Raw genomic sequence first — 12676 nt, forward strand, 5'->3', positions numbered from 1 at the left:
GCCACGACCTGCAGCCGCCCGAGGCCGGCGGCCCGGCAGGCGCAGGCACGCTGGTGGCCCTGGGCGCGGCTCGGCTGGGCAACACGCGCCTGATCGACAACCTGGAATTCTGAAGGGCGCACCGCACCGGGCGGTGCATCGCGGCGAAGGCGAGCGGCTCGGCCTCTCCTGCACCGCCGGTAGGCTCGGGACTACGCGCGCAGGTGCCCACGCCGCACAGGGGGTGCCCAGGGGTGGCCTTTAAGGTTGATCCATCGACCAACCACTCTTCAGGAGAACTTCCATGCCTGTCATCCTCTGGCTTCTCGGCGTCCCACTGTCCCTCGTGCTGTTGCTCATGCTCTTCGGCGTGCTCTGAGCATCAACCCCTGCAACGGGCAAAGAAGCCCGGTGGCAGAGCTTTCAAAGGCCCTTCAAGGCCGCGAGAGTTCCGCCACCGGGCTTCTGCCCATGAGCAGCGCCACCGCATCGCGCGGCGTTCTCTGCCCGTCCAGCAACGCCACCACCGCCTCGGTGATCGGCATGTCCACCTGCAGATGGCGCGCACGCGCCAGCACCGTCCGGGCACTGTAGACGCCTTCGGCCACATGGCCGAGCGAATCCACCGCCTGGGCCAGCGTCAACCCCTGTGCCAGGGCCTGGCCCACACGCCGGTTGCGCGACAGGTCGCCGGTCGCGGTCAGCACCAAGTCGCCCAATCCTGACAATCCCATGAAGGTATCGGGCCGCGCACCCAGCGCCAGCCCCAGCCGCGTCATCTCTGCCAGGCCGCGCGTGATGAGGGCGGCTCGGGCGTTGAGCCCCAGGTCGAGCCCGTCGCACAGCCCCGTCGCGATGGCCAGCACGTTCTTCACCGCACCGCCCACCTCGACGCCGACGATGTCGTCGTTGGCGTACACCCGCAGCGTGGGGCCATGGAACGCGTCCACCAGCAGATCGCGCACGGCGGCGTGCGGGCTGGCCGCCACCAGCGCCGTCGGCTGGCCGCGGGCCGCCTCCTGCGCAAAGCTGGGGCCGCTCAACACTCCGCTGCACAGGCCGGGGGCGACCTGCGCGCACACCTCGTGCCCCATGAGGCCCACGGCGCTGCCGCCCGATGGGGCGGCTTCGAACCCTTTGCACAGCCAGGCCACCGGCACGTCCACGGCGCTCAGCACCTGGAGCATGCCGCGCAGAGCGGACATGGGCGTCGCGACCACGACCAGATCGGCGCTGGAGGCCAGCGACAACGGGTCGCCCGCGCTCAGCACCAGGGAAGAAGGGAGTTCGATGTCCGGCAGATACCGGACGTTCTGCCGTGTGGCCTGCATGCCGGCCACCTGCCGCGCGTCACGCGCCCACAGGGTCACGGCATGCGCCGATGGGTGCAATGCCGCGCTGACGGCCATGGCCGTGCCCCAGGCCCCGGCCCCCAAGACGACGATGTTCATTCGTTCGTGTGCCCGAGGTTCACGCGGGAGGCGCAAAGGCCTCCCGGCGCTGCACGCTGCTTACTGCGTGATGATGGGCGACGGCGCTGCGGAGGCCACTTGGGCCTGCTGCTGCTCGTACATGGCCTGGAAGTTGATTTCGGCCAGGTGCACGGGCGGGAAGCCGGCGCGCGTGATGGTGTCGGCCACGTTGCCGCGCAGGTAGGGGTACACGATCTGCGGGCAGGCGATGCCCATGATCGGGCCCATCTGGTCTTCGGGAATGTTGCGGATCTCGAAGATGCCGGCTTGCTTGGCCTCGACCAGGAACACGGTCTTGTCCTTGATCTTGGTCTGCACGGTGGCGGTCACGGCCACTTCGAAAATGCCATCGGCCACCGGCGTGGCTTCCACGCCCAGCTGGATGTCCACGCTGGGCTGTTCCTGCTCCAACAGGATCGCGGGCGAGTTGGGCTGCTCCAGGGACAAGTCCTTCAGGTACACGCGCTGGATCTGGAACACGGGATTTTCTTCGGTAGCCATGGTGTCGGTCTTTCAGTCAGAACACTATTCGACAAAACAAAGCCCGCTGGGGAAAACGCTCCCCGCAGCGGGCACTTGGGGCTGCATTATGCAGCGCCGCAGAATCGGAAAAGCGGCAGTTCAGGCATCGGCCTGGGCACCGCCGAGCAGCGGCATCAGGCCGCCCCGGCCGTCGAGCGCGACCAGATCGTCGTGCCCGCCGACGTGCGTATCGCCGATGAAGATCTGGGGCACGGTGCGGCGCCCGGTGATTTCCATCATGTGGCTGCGGGCCACGGGGTCGAGGTCCACGCGGACTTCCTCGATCTCCTCCACGCCCTTGGACTTGAGGATCTGCTTGGCCCGAATGCAGTAGGGGCAGACGGCGGTGGTGTACATCTTCACGGCTTGCATGGGAGGGCCTTCCTGCTCAAAAAATGGCTACACAACACACATTGCGGCCAACTCAGGCCTTTTCAACCGGCATGCTGGCGTCTTTCCACGCCTTCAGCCCGCCCGCCAGCGCCTGGGCATTGTCGTAGCCTAGCTTTTTGGCGATGCCCACGGCGCGCTGGGCCCGCGGGCCCTTGGCGCAAACCAGCACGATCGGCAGGGCCTTGTTCTTGACCACCTGGGGCAGCCGCTCTTCCAGCTGGTTCAGCGGGATGTTCTTGGCGCCACCCACATGGCCCGCCGCGAATTCCTCGGGCTCGCACACGTCGATCACCACGCCCTTCTCGCGGTTGATGAGCTGCACGGCGCGTGCCGCCGTCAGCGAGCCGCCGGTGGCATCCTTGAGCAGCGGCACCAAAAGCATGCCGCCGGAGGCCAGCGCGATAAAGAACAAATACCAGTTGTCGATGATGAATTTCACGTCAGTCCTAGGGTTGGCAAACCGCTCAATTTTAGAATGCTGGATTTTGACCCGCCTGCTCTAGGGAAACCATGCACCAACTCGTCCTGATCCGCCACGGAGAATCCACCTGGAACCTCGAGAACCGCTTCACCGGTTGGACCGACGTCGATCTGACGCCCACGGGCGTGGAACAGGCCAAGAGCGCAGGCCGCCTGCTGAAGGCGGAGGGCTACGAATTCGACCTGGCCTACACCAGCATGCTCAAGCGCGCCACGCGCACGCTGTGGCACACGCTCGACGAGATGGACCGCACCTGGCTGCCGGTGCACCACAGCTGGCGCCTGAACGAGCGCCACTACGGCGCCCTGCAGGGCCTGAACAAGGCCGACATGGCCAAGCAATATGGCGATGCGCAGGTGCTGGTGTGGCGCCGCAGCTACGACACGCCGCCGCCTGCGCTGGAAGCCGCCGACCCTCGCAGCGAGCGGGGCGACCTGCGCTACGCCAGCCTGGCCCCCGAGCAGATCCCGCTGACGGAGTGCCTCAAGGACACCGTCGCGCGCGTGCTGCCGTTCTGGAACGAATCCATGGCGCCCGCCATCCGTGCCGGCAAGCGCATCGTGGTCGCGGCGCACGGCAACTCGATCCGCGCGTTGATCAAGTACCTGGACGGCATCTCGGACGACGACATCGTCGGCGTGAACATTCCGAACGGCATCCCCCTGGTCTATGAACTCGATGCGGACCTGAAACCCCTGCGCCACTACTACCTGGGCGACGCCGAAGCCGCTGCCAAGGCCGCGGCCGCAGTGGCATCGCAGGGCAAGGCGTAAAGTCCGTGTAAAGGCGGCCCGCACAGCGCAAAAGTCGCTTCCAGCGCGGAACTGCACTGGTGGCAATCTTTCCAAGGTGTATATTGAAGCGGCAAAGGTGTTTTTAATGGGCCACAAACTGAAAATCGCAGGTTGGGTGTCGATCGGCGTCGTTGCCGGGGCACTGACCACCGTTTCCCTGCAGACGGTGGCGCGCGGCGCGATGACGCCGCTGCCGCTCGAGGAAATCCAGCAGCTGTCCGCCGTGTTCGGTCTGGTGAAGACCGATTACGTCGAGCCGGTCGATGACAAGAAGCTCATCACCGACGCGATCTCGGGCATGGTGTCCAGCCTCGATCCGCACTCCCAGTATTTCGACAAGAAGTCCTTCAAGGAATTCCGCGAAGGCACTTCCGGCCGCTTCGTGGGCGTCGGGATCGAGATCACGCAGGAAGACGGGCTCATCAAGGTCGTCTCGCCCATCGAAGGCTCGCCGGCATTCCGTGCCGGGCTCAAGACGAACGACCTGATCACCAAGATCGACGACACCGCCGTCAAGGGCCTGGCCCTCAACGATGCGGTCAAGAGAATGCGCGGCGAGCCGAGCACCCAGGTCACGCTGACGATCTTCCGCAAGGACGAGAGCCGCACGTTCCCGGTGACGATCACGCGCGAAGAGATCAAGACGCAGTCCGTGAAGGGCAAGGTGATCGAGCCCGGTTATGGCTGGATCCGCCTGTCGCAGTTCCAGGAACGCACGGTGGACGACTTCGTTCGCAAGATCGAAGAGGTCTATCGCCAGGAGCCGAACCTCAAGGGCCTGGTGCTCGACCTGCGCAACGACCCGGGCGGCCTGCTGGACGCAGCCGTGGCCATCTCTGCCGCCTTCCTGCCCGAGAACGTCACCGTGGTGACCACCGACGGACAACTGGCGGAAAGCAAGGCCACGTTCAAGGCGGCACCGGAGTTCTACCAGCGCCGCGGCAATGGCGACCCGCTCAAGCGATTGCCCGCCGCCCTCAAGAGCGTGCCCCTGGTGGTGCTGGTCAATGAAGGCTCGGCCTCTGCCAGTGAAATCGTGGCCGGCGCCTTGCAGGACCACAAGCGCGCCACCATCATGGGCAGCCAGACCTTCGGCAAGGGCTCGGTGCAGACGGTGCGTCCTCTGGGTCCGGACACCGGCATCAAGCTGACCACCGCGCGCTACTACACCCCCAGCGGCAAGTCCATCCAGGCCAAGGGCATCGTGCCCGATGTGATGGTGGATGAAAGCGCCGAAGGCGATGTGTATGCATCGCTGCGCATGCGTGAGGCCGATCTCGAAAAGCACCTGACCAGCGGCCAGGGCGAAGAGAAGAAGGACGAAGCACGCGAGAAGGCCCGCGAGGAAGCGCGCAAGCGCCTTGAAGAAGAAGCCAAGAAGCCCATCGCCGACCGCAAGATGCCGGAGTTCGGTTCGGACAAGGACTTTCAGCTGGCGCAGGCCCTCAACCAATTGAAGGGCCAGACCGTGCTCGTCAGCAAGACGCAGACTGAACGCAAGGAAGAAAAGAAGGAAAACTAAATCCCTTCTGGATTCACCGACGGCCGGGCGCCTTTCAGGCGCCCGGCCTTTTTCATGGCCTCGCTATCGCACCCGTTTCCAGCCCCCATGACAGACGATCAGCTACTGCGCTATTCGCGCCACATCATGCTCGACGAGATCGGGATCGAGGGCCAGGAGCGCATCCTGGCCGCCCACGCGCTCGTGATCGGAGCGGGTGGGCTGGGCTCACCCGCCGCCCTGTTCCTGGCCTCTGCCGGCGTGGGACGCATCTCCCTGGCGGACGACGATGTGGTGGACCTGACCAACCTGCAGCGCCAGATCGCCCATACCACGGAGCGTGTCGGAGAGCCCAAGGTGCACTCCGCCGCTCAAGCGCTGCAGGCTTTGAATCCGGGTGTGCGGTTGGACGCCATCCAGGCCCGGGCGACAAGGAATGGCTCGATGACTGGGTGGGCAAGGCCACCGTGGTGCTCGACTGCAGCGACAACTATGCAACGCGCCATGCCGTGAACGCCGCTTGCGTGACCCACCGCAAGCCGCTGGTCACGGGCGCCGCCATCCGCTTCGACGGGCAGATCACCGTCATCGACCCGCGCGATCCACTATCGCCGTGCTACGCCTGCATCTTCCCGCCGGACACCGCATTCGAAGAAACCCAGTGCGCCACCCTGGGCGTGTTCGCACCGATGGTCGGAATCATCGGCGCCATGCAGGCGGCGGAAGCTCTCAAGCTCATCGCGGGGTTCGGTGAATCGCTGGCGGGACGGCTCTCGATGCTCGACGGCCGTTCCATGGAATGGACTGTGATGAAAATTCCGCGCCATGGGCATTGCAGCGTATGTGGTCACGCCACACCGTAGGAAGAATCCTACCGGCTCAGCATGTTGCTACTGGCAGAATGACACATTGGTTCCCCATAAAGTGAAGCTGTGATCACATTCTCATTCTGCCTCCGTGATCCGGACTGGACCCCACAGTGAAACTGCGCACCTACATTGTTGAAGACAACGCCACCATCCGAGAAAACCTGATCGGCACGCTCGAGGAACTGGCGGAGGTGGAAGCCGTAGGCATTGCGGAGACCGAAGACGAAGGCAAAGAGTGGCTGGCCAACAATGCAGGCCAGTGGGACCTGGCCATCGTCGATCTTTTTCTGAGACAGGGAAGCGGTCTGGGGGTCTTGGCAGCGTGCCGCAATCGCACCGCAGGCCAGAAGATGGTGGTGCTCAGCAACTATGCAACGCCGGACGTTCGCATGCGCTGCGCCCAATTGGGCGTGGATGCAGTGTTCGACAAATCCAACGAGATCGACGCACTGGTCGAATACTGTGTAGAGCACAGCACGGCCCGCCAGGCCAACCCAAAATCCGCCACCGGCTGACGTTGAAGCCGGATTCAATGCCAAGCCGCGAGGACTTGGTCATCGGACCAGGCTCGGGCTCTTTTTCCACCCATTCCATTTGAAAACGGCCACCGATTGCCCGGTGGCCGTTTTGCTTGGGTGCTGGTTCAATCGATCAGCTTGTTCTTCAGTGCGTAGTAGGTCAGGTCGCTGTTGGACGACAGCGCCATCTTTTCCATCAGGCGCGTGCGGTATGTGCTCACGGTCTTCACGCTGAGCGACAAAGACTTGGCGATGTCGCCCGCGGTTTCGCCCTTGGCCAGCTTGAGGAACACCTGGAACTCGCGCTCCGACAGTTGTTCGTGCGGCGGCGCATCGTCCTTGCGGTTGAGCTGCTGGGCCAGCAGATCGGCCACGGCAGGGGTCAGGTAGCGGCGGCCCAGCGAGATCGTGCGAATGGCTTCGACGATCTCCTTGGGGTCGCATTCCTTGTTGAGGTAGCCGCTGGCACCCTGGCGAATCAGGTTGATGGCGTAGTGCTCCTCCGGATAGCCGCTGAGGATCAGGATGCCCATGTCGGGCGCCTTCGCACGCAGCATGGCCAGCGCATCGAGGCCGCTTTGGCCGGGCATCGACAAGTCCATGAGCAGCACGTCGATCTCCTGTGCACGAACCAGATCGATCGCCTCGCGCCCGTTGGACGCCTCACCCACCACCCGAAGGTCTACATGTTCTGACAAAAATTGTCGCAATCCCGAGCGGACAATCGCATGGTCATCCACAATGCCGATCTTGATCATTGAGCGTTCTTTCAAGGGGCAGCCAAGCTGCCCGTTATCGTTCTGGTAGCCAATTCACCCGTTGCGGGCGTGCCTGCAGCGGAACACCGCTGGCTGGTGACATTATCCAGAAATCACCCGCCTGTCTTTCGGAGAAACCTATGCGTTGGTCCAATTTTCGCAAGATGGCAGTCAGCTTGCCCCTGGCACTGCTGGCTGCATCGGCGCTGGTTGGCATCAACGAGGCCGGTTATGACCGCTCGCACGATGCGGTCAGCGCCCTCTCTCGCACCTATACCACCCGCGCCGCGCTCGATCGCATGATGCAGAACATGCTCGATGCAGAGACCGGTCTTCGGGGCTATCTGCTGACCGGTGATGAGCGTTATCTCGAGCCCTACGAGAAGGCCGCGTCCACCATCAACAGCAATCTGGACGAGTTGCGCGCCATCTTCGCCGCCTCTTCGGTCGAAGACCAGGAAGACTTCACGCAGCTTTCGCGGCAGATATCCCGCAAGATGTCCGAGCTCGATCTGAGCCTGCGGCTGCGGCGCCAGGACAACGACGACGCATGGAAGTTCGTGCTCTCCACCGATGTGGGCAAGGAGAACATGGATGCCATCCGTTCGCTGTCGGGCCGGCTGACCGAACGCAGCACCGAACGCACCAACCACAGCACGCAAGAGATCCTTCATTCCCTCATGCTGTCGCGCATCGGCATCGCGACCATGGCGGCCATCGGGCTGCTGGCTTTCTACATGTACCTGCGGCAGGCGAGCGCACTGCAGTCGTTCAACCAGCGCGAGCAGGAAACCTTGGAGCGCGAGCGTGACCGGCTCGAACAGCTGGTACGTGAGCGCACCGCGTCCCTCACTGAGCTGGCGAACCACTTGCAGCAGGTGCGCGAGGACGAACGCGGCCATCTGGCGCGCGAACTGCATGACGAACTGGGCGCCCTGCTCACCGCGGCCAAGCTCGACGTGGCGCGCCTCAAATCCAGGGTGGATTCCCAGGCGCCTGAAATCGCCGAACGCCTCAAGCACCTGACCGACACGCTCAACAGCGGCATTGCGCTCAAGCGCCGCATCATCGAAGACCTGCGGCCTTCGTCGCTGTTCAACCTGGGGCTGACGGCATCGCTTGAAATCCTGGGCCGCGAGTTCGCAGAACGCAGCAATGTGGAGGTGGACCTGAATCTGGAAGCGGTGGAACTGCCCGAATCCGTTCAACTGACCATCTACCGCATGGTCCAGGAATCGCTGACCAACATCGGCAAATACGCCAACGCCAGCAAGGTGCTGGTCGCCGTGCACAACTACCCCACGCATGTAGCGGTACAGATCCGCGACAACGGCAGCGGTTTCGACACAGGCAAGGCCAACCCTTCCGCCCATGGCTTGATGGGCATGCGCCACCGGGTCGAGGCGGCTGGCGGTCGCTTGACCGTCACCTCCGAACCTGGCGAAGGCACCCTCGTATCCGCCGTGCTGCCGCACGTGCACTGACAGCGCGGTGGGGCCCGGCGCAGCGCCCCGCACACCCTGTTTCGGCGGGGCCCGCCGCCTCCAGCCACTCTTGATTTTTCAGCAGCCCTCCCTCATGGGCGGCGTCCTACATGGGTGCGCGCCAGGGACCGGCAGCCACCCTGCACTGCGAAAACTACATTCAATTCCAGGCGCTGACCAATGCGCCCCCCACCAACCCGCCGGAACTTCTGGTGCAAGAGGAGATGGATATGTTGCATTACGCAGTGGTTTTCCTGGTGATCGCTTTGATCGCCGCCCTTTTTGGCTTTGGCGGTATCGCTGCCGGCGCCGTTGGCATTGCGAAGATCCTGTTCTTCGTGTTCGTGATCATGGCCGTGGTCACCTTCGTGCTGAGCCTGCTCAAGCGCGGTTAACGCACTGAACGCACCGCGTACCGAAGCGCTCACCACTCCAAAACCCCAAGGAACCCAACCATGATCGACACCCAGAACGCCGCGAAAAAAGCCGTGGATTCCGCACATAACGCCGCAGACAGCGTGCTCGACTCCGCCAAGGACGCCGTGCAATCCACCCGCGACGCTGCCAACAACACCCTGGACAAGGCCGCACGCAAAGTGGACGAACTGCATGGTGAGGTGAACCCGCTGATCGACGATCTCGCAGCCCGTGCACAAGACCTGGCATCGCGTGGCATCTCCTACTGCGCAGACACCACGGAACGCGCCCGCCGCCAGCTCAACCAGGCGGCCGACGTCACGACGCGCTACGTGGTCGAGCAGCCTGGCAAATCGATGTTGCTGGCTGCCGCCGCGGGCGCCGCAGTGGCCACGCTGTGCCTGATGAGCCGCCGCCCCCGCCGCCACGAATATTGATTCACTGGCAACTGCTTAAAACACGGCAATCACAAAGAGCGAGCGTCCCCATGTCCCCTGTCACCACCATCAACACAGCCAGCCATCCGGCGGCCCCGTCCGAGGCCCTCGTGCTCGACGAAAAGGCGCTGCATTACGCAGCAACGCAGGATCTGGATGAAGGCGCTGTCACGCCCGCCTACGGTCCGCACCGCGATGCCATCGTGAAGCTGCTGAACGACGCGCTCGCCACCGAACTGGTGTGCGTGCTGCGCTACAAGCGACACCATTTCACGGCGGACGGCCTGGAGTCGCCCGCCATCGCGGCCGAATTCCTGGTGCATGCGAACGAGGAATCCGCCCATGCGGACAAGATCGCGCAGCGCATTGTTCAACTCGGCGGCGAGCCCGACTTTTCCCCCAGTTCGCTGCAAGAGCGCAGCCACGCCGACTACGACGAATCGTCCGACCTCAAGGCCATGGTGCGAGCCAACCTGGTGGCCGAGCGCATCGCGGTGGAGGCCTACCGCCAGATGATCACTTTGATCGGCGACAAGGACCCGACGACGCGCCGGATGCTGGAAGGCATCCTGGCCGACGAAGAAGAGCATGCCGACGAACTCAAGGACTGGCTGCAACGCTGAAAGGCGACGCCGCCAACCAAGAAACAGTTCATCGACCGCGGGGGGTGCAACAGGTCGGTGGGCTGCAGAATCCCAAAGCACCCGTGTTAACAAACCAAACCAAGGAAATAACCATGAAATACGCACGTGCCCTCGCTTTTGCAGCCCTCGCTGGCGCAACCATCATCTCCGCCGGTTGCTCGGTGGCGCGCGACCAGCAGACCGTCGGCTCCTACGTGGACGATGCCGGCATCACGACCGCTGTGAAGGCCAAGATGGCTGAAGACAAGTCCGTGTCCGCCACGTCCATCAGCGTGGAAACGCTGAACGGCACCGTGCAGCTGTCGGGCTTCGCCAAGTCGCAGACCGAAAAGAACACGGCCGAATCCATCGCACGCAACACCAAGCACGTGCGTGACGTGCGCAACAGCATCGTCGTGCGTCCTTGAGGCCACGCAGGCCCCTGCGGCCTGCGGAGACCTTGCAAACACAGGCTCTTCGGAGCCTGTTTTTGTTTCGCCAACCCCTTGGGTTGCCACAGGCTTGCCGCAAGTGCAATGCAAGATTCGTCACAGGCTCTAAGCTCGCACCATGCAGGTATTCAATTGCGACCAATGCGGTCACCTCGTTTTCTTCGACAGCGTCCAATGCTTGCATTGCGGCGCCAAGCTCGCCTTCCTGCCAGACCAATTGACGATGGCGGCGCTGGTGCCAGCCGTATCGGGCCTGCGTGACGACTCGGACCTGTGGGAGCGGGTCGCGGACTCCGGCAGGGGCAGTGCCCAGCCGCTGTATCGGCTGTGCCACCACCGCACCGCGCACCGCGCCTGCAACTTCGCGCTGCAGGGCGACGACCCCCAGGCCCTGTGCGTCTCGTGCCGGCAGACGCGCATCCTCCCCGACCTGTCGGAGCCCGCCAACCTGCGGCGCTGGAAACAGATCGAACACGCCAAGCGGCAGCTTTACTACACGCTGGCCAAGCTGGGCCTGGAGCCGGCGCCCCCCGGCGAAAGCCCGGCGTTCGAATTTCTGGCCGACCAGCCGGGGTACCCCGTGATCACCGGGCATTCGAGCGGCACCATCACCCTCAACATCGCCGAAGCCGACGATGACGAACGTGCGCGCCGCCGGCTGGCGCTGCACGAGCCCTACCGCACGCTGATCGGCCACCTGCGGCACGAATCCGGGCATTTCTACTGGGACCGGCTCCTGCGCGACCAGGGCAAGCTGGACCACTTCCGTGCCGTGTTCGGCGACGAGCGGCAGGACTACGGCGCGGCGCTGCAGACCTACTACGCCAGCAGTCCGCACCTGCGGGACTGGGGCGACCACCATGTGAGCGCGTACGCCACGGCCCACCCCTGGGAAGACTGGGCCGAGACCTGGGCGCACTACCTGCACATGGTGGATCTGCTGGAAACGGCGTCGAGCTACCGCACCGGGCTTCAGATCCCGAAGCCCAAGGCAGGCGCGCCACGCCGCTTCACGATGAACGACCCGTTCGCCACGCAATCTCCGGATTTCGATGCGATGGTCAGCGAGTGGGTACCGCTCACGCTGCTGCTCAACAGCCTGAACCGCAGCCTGGGCCAGCAGGATGCCTATCCGTTCGCCCTGTCATCCGGGGCGCTCGCCAAGCTGCGTTTCGTGCATGAACTGGTGCAGTCCGCCCGCAACCGCGCACGGCCCGAACCGCTGAAAGCACGGCAAGCCTGACGGCGCCGGCCGCGAACTCGCCTCAGGCGGACTGGGCGCGCACCTTGACGGCCAGGCGTTCGGACACTTCCGGGGAAACGAACTTGTCCACCTCGCCACCCAAGAGGGCGATCTCGCGCACGAAGGTGCTGCTGATGAACTGGAACTTGTCGCTGGGCGTGAGAAAGACGGTTTCCACCTCGGGCATGAGGCTGCGGTTCATGCCGGCCAGCTGGAACTCGTAGTCGAAATCGGTCACGGCGCGCAGGCCGCGCACCATGGCCTTGCCGCCGCGCTCGACCACGAAGTCGCGCAGCAGGCCGGAGAAGGTCTCGACCTGTACCTGCGGATAGCCGCGCACCGCTTCGCGGACCATTTCGATGCGCTCTTCCAGGCTGAACAGCGTCTTCTTGTGGTGCCCTGCCGCCACGGCCACGATGACCCGGCCGAAGAGCTGCGTGGCGCGGCGCACCACGTCTTCATGGCCCAGCGTGATGGGATCGAAGGTGCCGGGATAGATGGCGAGGACGTTCTGGGCCATGGCGTGGTCGCTCCTTTGCGGTCTGGCGGAAGGGGGCACACGCGTTTGGGCGGGCGCAGGGGCGGATTATGCAGCGGGCGGAAAGGCCGCCCCGGCGGCAGTGATGGCCGCGAGCACTACAAGCAAAAAATGCCTCCAGCGCATATTCCACTAGGGCATTATCGCTACAAATTCAATAGCATCACTGTTTTTGAGCAGATGGGCATGCACGCG

Annotated in this window: 15 protein-coding genes and 2 pseudogenes; 11 read left to right on the plus strand and 6 right to left on the minus strand. The window is 64.1% G+C overall.

Going from position 1 to position 12676, the window contains the following annotated elements; genetic code table 11:
• Positions 1-113 (plus strand): annotated as a pseudogene (locus AC27KI_RS12420) (pantoate--beta-alanine ligase); the annotation flags it as partial.
• A gap of 300 nt (positions 114-413) precedes the next feature.
• On the opposite strand, the gene AC27KI_RS12425 reads toward AC27KI_RS12420, so the two are convergent.
• From AC27KI_RS12425 to AC27KI_RS12440, 4 genes are all read right to left on the minus strand, one after another.
• Positions 414-1430, minus strand: coding sequence for an NAD(P)H-dependent glycerol-3-phosphate dehydrogenase (locus AC27KI_RS12425; protein ID WP_487114052.1), 1017 nt, complete (start codon positions 1428-1430; stop codon positions 414-416).
• Positions 1431-1490: 60 nt separating this feature from the next.
• Positions 1491-1952 carry a protein-export chaperone SecB gene (gene secB, locus AC27KI_RS12430; RefSeq protein ID WP_092741496.1) on the minus strand — a complete coding sequence of 154 codons (462 nt, stop codon included), beginning with the start codon at positions 1950-1952 and terminating at the stop codon, positions 1491-1493.
• A 120-nt stretch (positions 1953-2072) separates the two neighbouring features.
• Positions 2073-2345, minus strand: coding sequence for a glutaredoxin 3 (gene grxC, locus AC27KI_RS12435; RefSeq protein ID WP_272565005.1), 273 nt, complete (start codon positions 2343-2345; stop codon positions 2073-2075).
• Positions 2346-2397: 52 nt separating this feature from the next.
• Positions 2398-2805, minus strand: a complete 408-nt coding sequence (locus AC27KI_RS12440; RefSeq protein WP_284427225.1) for a rhodanese-like domain-containing protein — start codon at positions 2803-2805, stop codon at positions 2398-2400.
• A 71-nt stretch (positions 2806-2876) separates the two neighbouring features.
• Here AC27KI_RS12440 and gpmA point away from each other — a divergent pair, with 71 nt between their 5' ends.
• From gpmA to AC27KI_RS12460, 4 genes and pseudogenes are all read left to right on the plus strand, one after another.
• Entirely contained in the window at positions 2877-3620 is a 744-nt protein-coding gene (gene gpmA, locus AC27KI_RS12445) for a 2,3-diphosphoglycerate-dependent phosphoglycerate mutase (protein WP_272565006.1), read from the plus strand.
• A gap of 106 nt (positions 3621-3726) precedes the next feature.
• The gene (locus AC27KI_RS12450) at positions 3727-5163 is read left to right on the plus strand and encodes a S41 family peptidase (protein WP_284427224.1); all 1437 of its coding nucleotides are present in this window, start codon (positions 3727-3729) and stop codon (positions 5161-5163) included.
• Between the two features lie 87 nt (positions 5164-5250).
• Positions 5251-6005, plus strand: a pseudogene (locus AC27KI_RS12455) (HesA/MoeB/ThiF family protein).
• Between the two features lie 116 nt (positions 6006-6121).
• Positions 6122-6526, plus strand: a complete 405-nt coding sequence (locus tag AC27KI_RS12460; protein ID WP_272565009.1) for a response regulator — start codon at positions 6122-6124, stop codon at positions 6524-6526.
• 128 nt (positions 6527-6654) lie between these two features.
• Here the strand turns inward: AC27KI_RS12460 and AC27KI_RS12465 are convergent, their stop codons facing one another.
• Positions 6655-7287 carry a response regulator gene (locus tag AC27KI_RS12465; protein ID WP_092741509.1) on the minus strand — a complete coding sequence of 211 codons (633 nt, stop codon included), beginning with the start codon at positions 7285-7287 and terminating at the stop codon, positions 6655-6657.
• Between the two features lie 140 nt (positions 7288-7427).
• Here AC27KI_RS12465 and AC27KI_RS12470 point away from each other — a divergent pair, with 140 nt between their 5' ends.
• From AC27KI_RS12470 to AC27KI_RS12495, 6 genes are all read left to right on the plus strand, one after another.
• A complete protein-coding gene (locus AC27KI_RS12470; RefSeq protein ID WP_284429348.1) occupies positions 7428-8771 on the plus strand; it encodes a sensor histidine kinase in 1344 nt (447 codons plus the stop codon).
• Between the two features lie 230 nt (positions 8772-9001).
• On the plus strand, positions 9002-9166 hold the full coding sequence (locus AC27KI_RS12475) for a DUF1328 domain-containing protein (protein ID WP_011796896.1): 165 nt from the start codon (positions 9002-9004) through the stop codon (positions 9164-9166).
• Between the two features lie 60 nt (positions 9167-9226).
• On the plus strand, positions 9227-9625 hold the full coding sequence (locus tag AC27KI_RS12480; RefSeq protein ID WP_272565011.1) for a hypothetical protein: 399 nt from the start codon (positions 9227-9229) through the stop codon (positions 9623-9625).
• Positions 9626-9675: 50 nt separating this feature from the next.
• Positions 9676-10248 (plus strand): ferritin-like domain-containing protein, encoded by a 573-nt coding sequence (locus AC27KI_RS12485; RefSeq protein ID WP_317356312.1) that lies wholly within the window; start codon positions 9676-9678, stop codon positions 10246-10248.
• A 113-nt stretch (positions 10249-10361) separates the two neighbouring features.
• Complete coding sequence (locus tag AC27KI_RS12490) at positions 10362-10676, plus strand: BON domain-containing protein (protein WP_092741513.1); 315 nt, start codon at positions 10362-10364, stop codon at positions 10674-10676.
• Between the two features lie 142 nt (positions 10677-10818).
• On the plus strand, positions 10819-11943 hold the full coding sequence (locus AC27KI_RS12495; protein WP_487089399.1) for a zinc-binding metallopeptidase family protein: 1125 nt from the start codon (positions 10819-10821) through the stop codon (positions 11941-11943).
• A 22-nt stretch (positions 11944-11965) separates the two neighbouring features.
• Here AC27KI_RS12495 and coaD read toward each other — a convergent pair whose 3' ends face one another.
• A complete protein-coding gene (gene coaD / locus AC27KI_RS12500) occupies positions 11966-12463 on the minus strand; it encodes a pantetheine-phosphate adenylyltransferase (protein WP_284429351.1) in 498 nt (165 codons plus the stop codon).
• Positions 12464-12676: the final 213 nt, after the last annotated feature.

Source organism: Acidovorax sp. KPB24-03 (genome assembly GCF_057546605.1).

What these genes read in the sequence shown, in the direction of transcription:
- grxC (WP_272565005.1), bottom strand. Translation starts at nt 2,345, where the DNA reads ATGCAAGCCGTGAAGATGTACACCACCGCCGTCTGCCCCTACTGCATT.
- AC27KI_RS12485 (WP_317356312.1), top strand. Translation starts at nt 9,676, where the DNA reads ATGTCCCCTGTCACCACCATCAACACAGCCAGCCATCCGGCGGCCCCG.
- AC27KI_RS12465 (WP_092741509.1), bottom strand. Translation starts at nt 7,287, where the DNA reads ATGATCAAGATCGGCATTGTGGATGACCATGCGATTGTCCGCTCGGGA.
- gpmA (WP_272565006.1), top strand. Translation starts at nt 2,877, where the DNA reads ATGCACCAACTCGTCCTGATCCGCCACGGAGAATCCACCTGGAACCTC.
- AC27KI_RS12495 (WP_487089399.1), top strand. Translation starts at nt 10,819, where the DNA reads ATGCAGGTATTCAATTGCGACCAATGCGGTCACCTCGTTTTCTTCGAC.
- AC27KI_RS12425 (WP_487114052.1), bottom strand. Translation starts at nt 1,430, where the DNA reads ATGAACATCGTCGTCTTGGGGGCCGGGGCCTGGGGCACGGCCATGGCC.
- coaD (WP_284429351.1), bottom strand. Translation starts at nt 12,463, where the DNA reads ATGGCCCAGAACGTCCTCGCCATCTATCCCGGCACCTTCGATCCCATC.
- AC27KI_RS12480 (WP_272565011.1), top strand. Translation starts at nt 9,227, where the DNA reads ATGATCGACACCCAGAACGCCGCGAAAAAAGCCGTGGATTCCGCACAT.
- secB (WP_092741496.1), bottom strand. Translation starts at nt 1,952, where the DNA reads ATGGCTACCGAAGAAAATCCCGTGTTCCAGATCCAGCGCGTGTACCTG.
- AC27KI_RS12475 (WP_011796896.1), top strand. Translation starts at nt 9,002, where the DNA reads ATGTTGCATTACGCAGTGGTTTTCCTGGTGATCGCTTTGATCGCCGCC.
- AC27KI_RS12470 (WP_284429348.1), top strand. Translation starts at nt 7,428, where the DNA reads ATGCGTTGGTCCAATTTTCGCAAGATGGCAGTCAGCTTGCCCCTGGCA.
- AC27KI_RS12490 (WP_092741513.1), top strand. Translation starts at nt 10,362, where the DNA reads ATGAAATACGCACGTGCCCTCGCTTTTGCAGCCCTCGCTGGCGCAACC.
- AC27KI_RS12450 (WP_284427224.1), top strand. Translation starts at nt 3,727, where the DNA reads ATGGGCCACAAACTGAAAATCGCAGGTTGGGTGTCGATCGGCGTCGTT.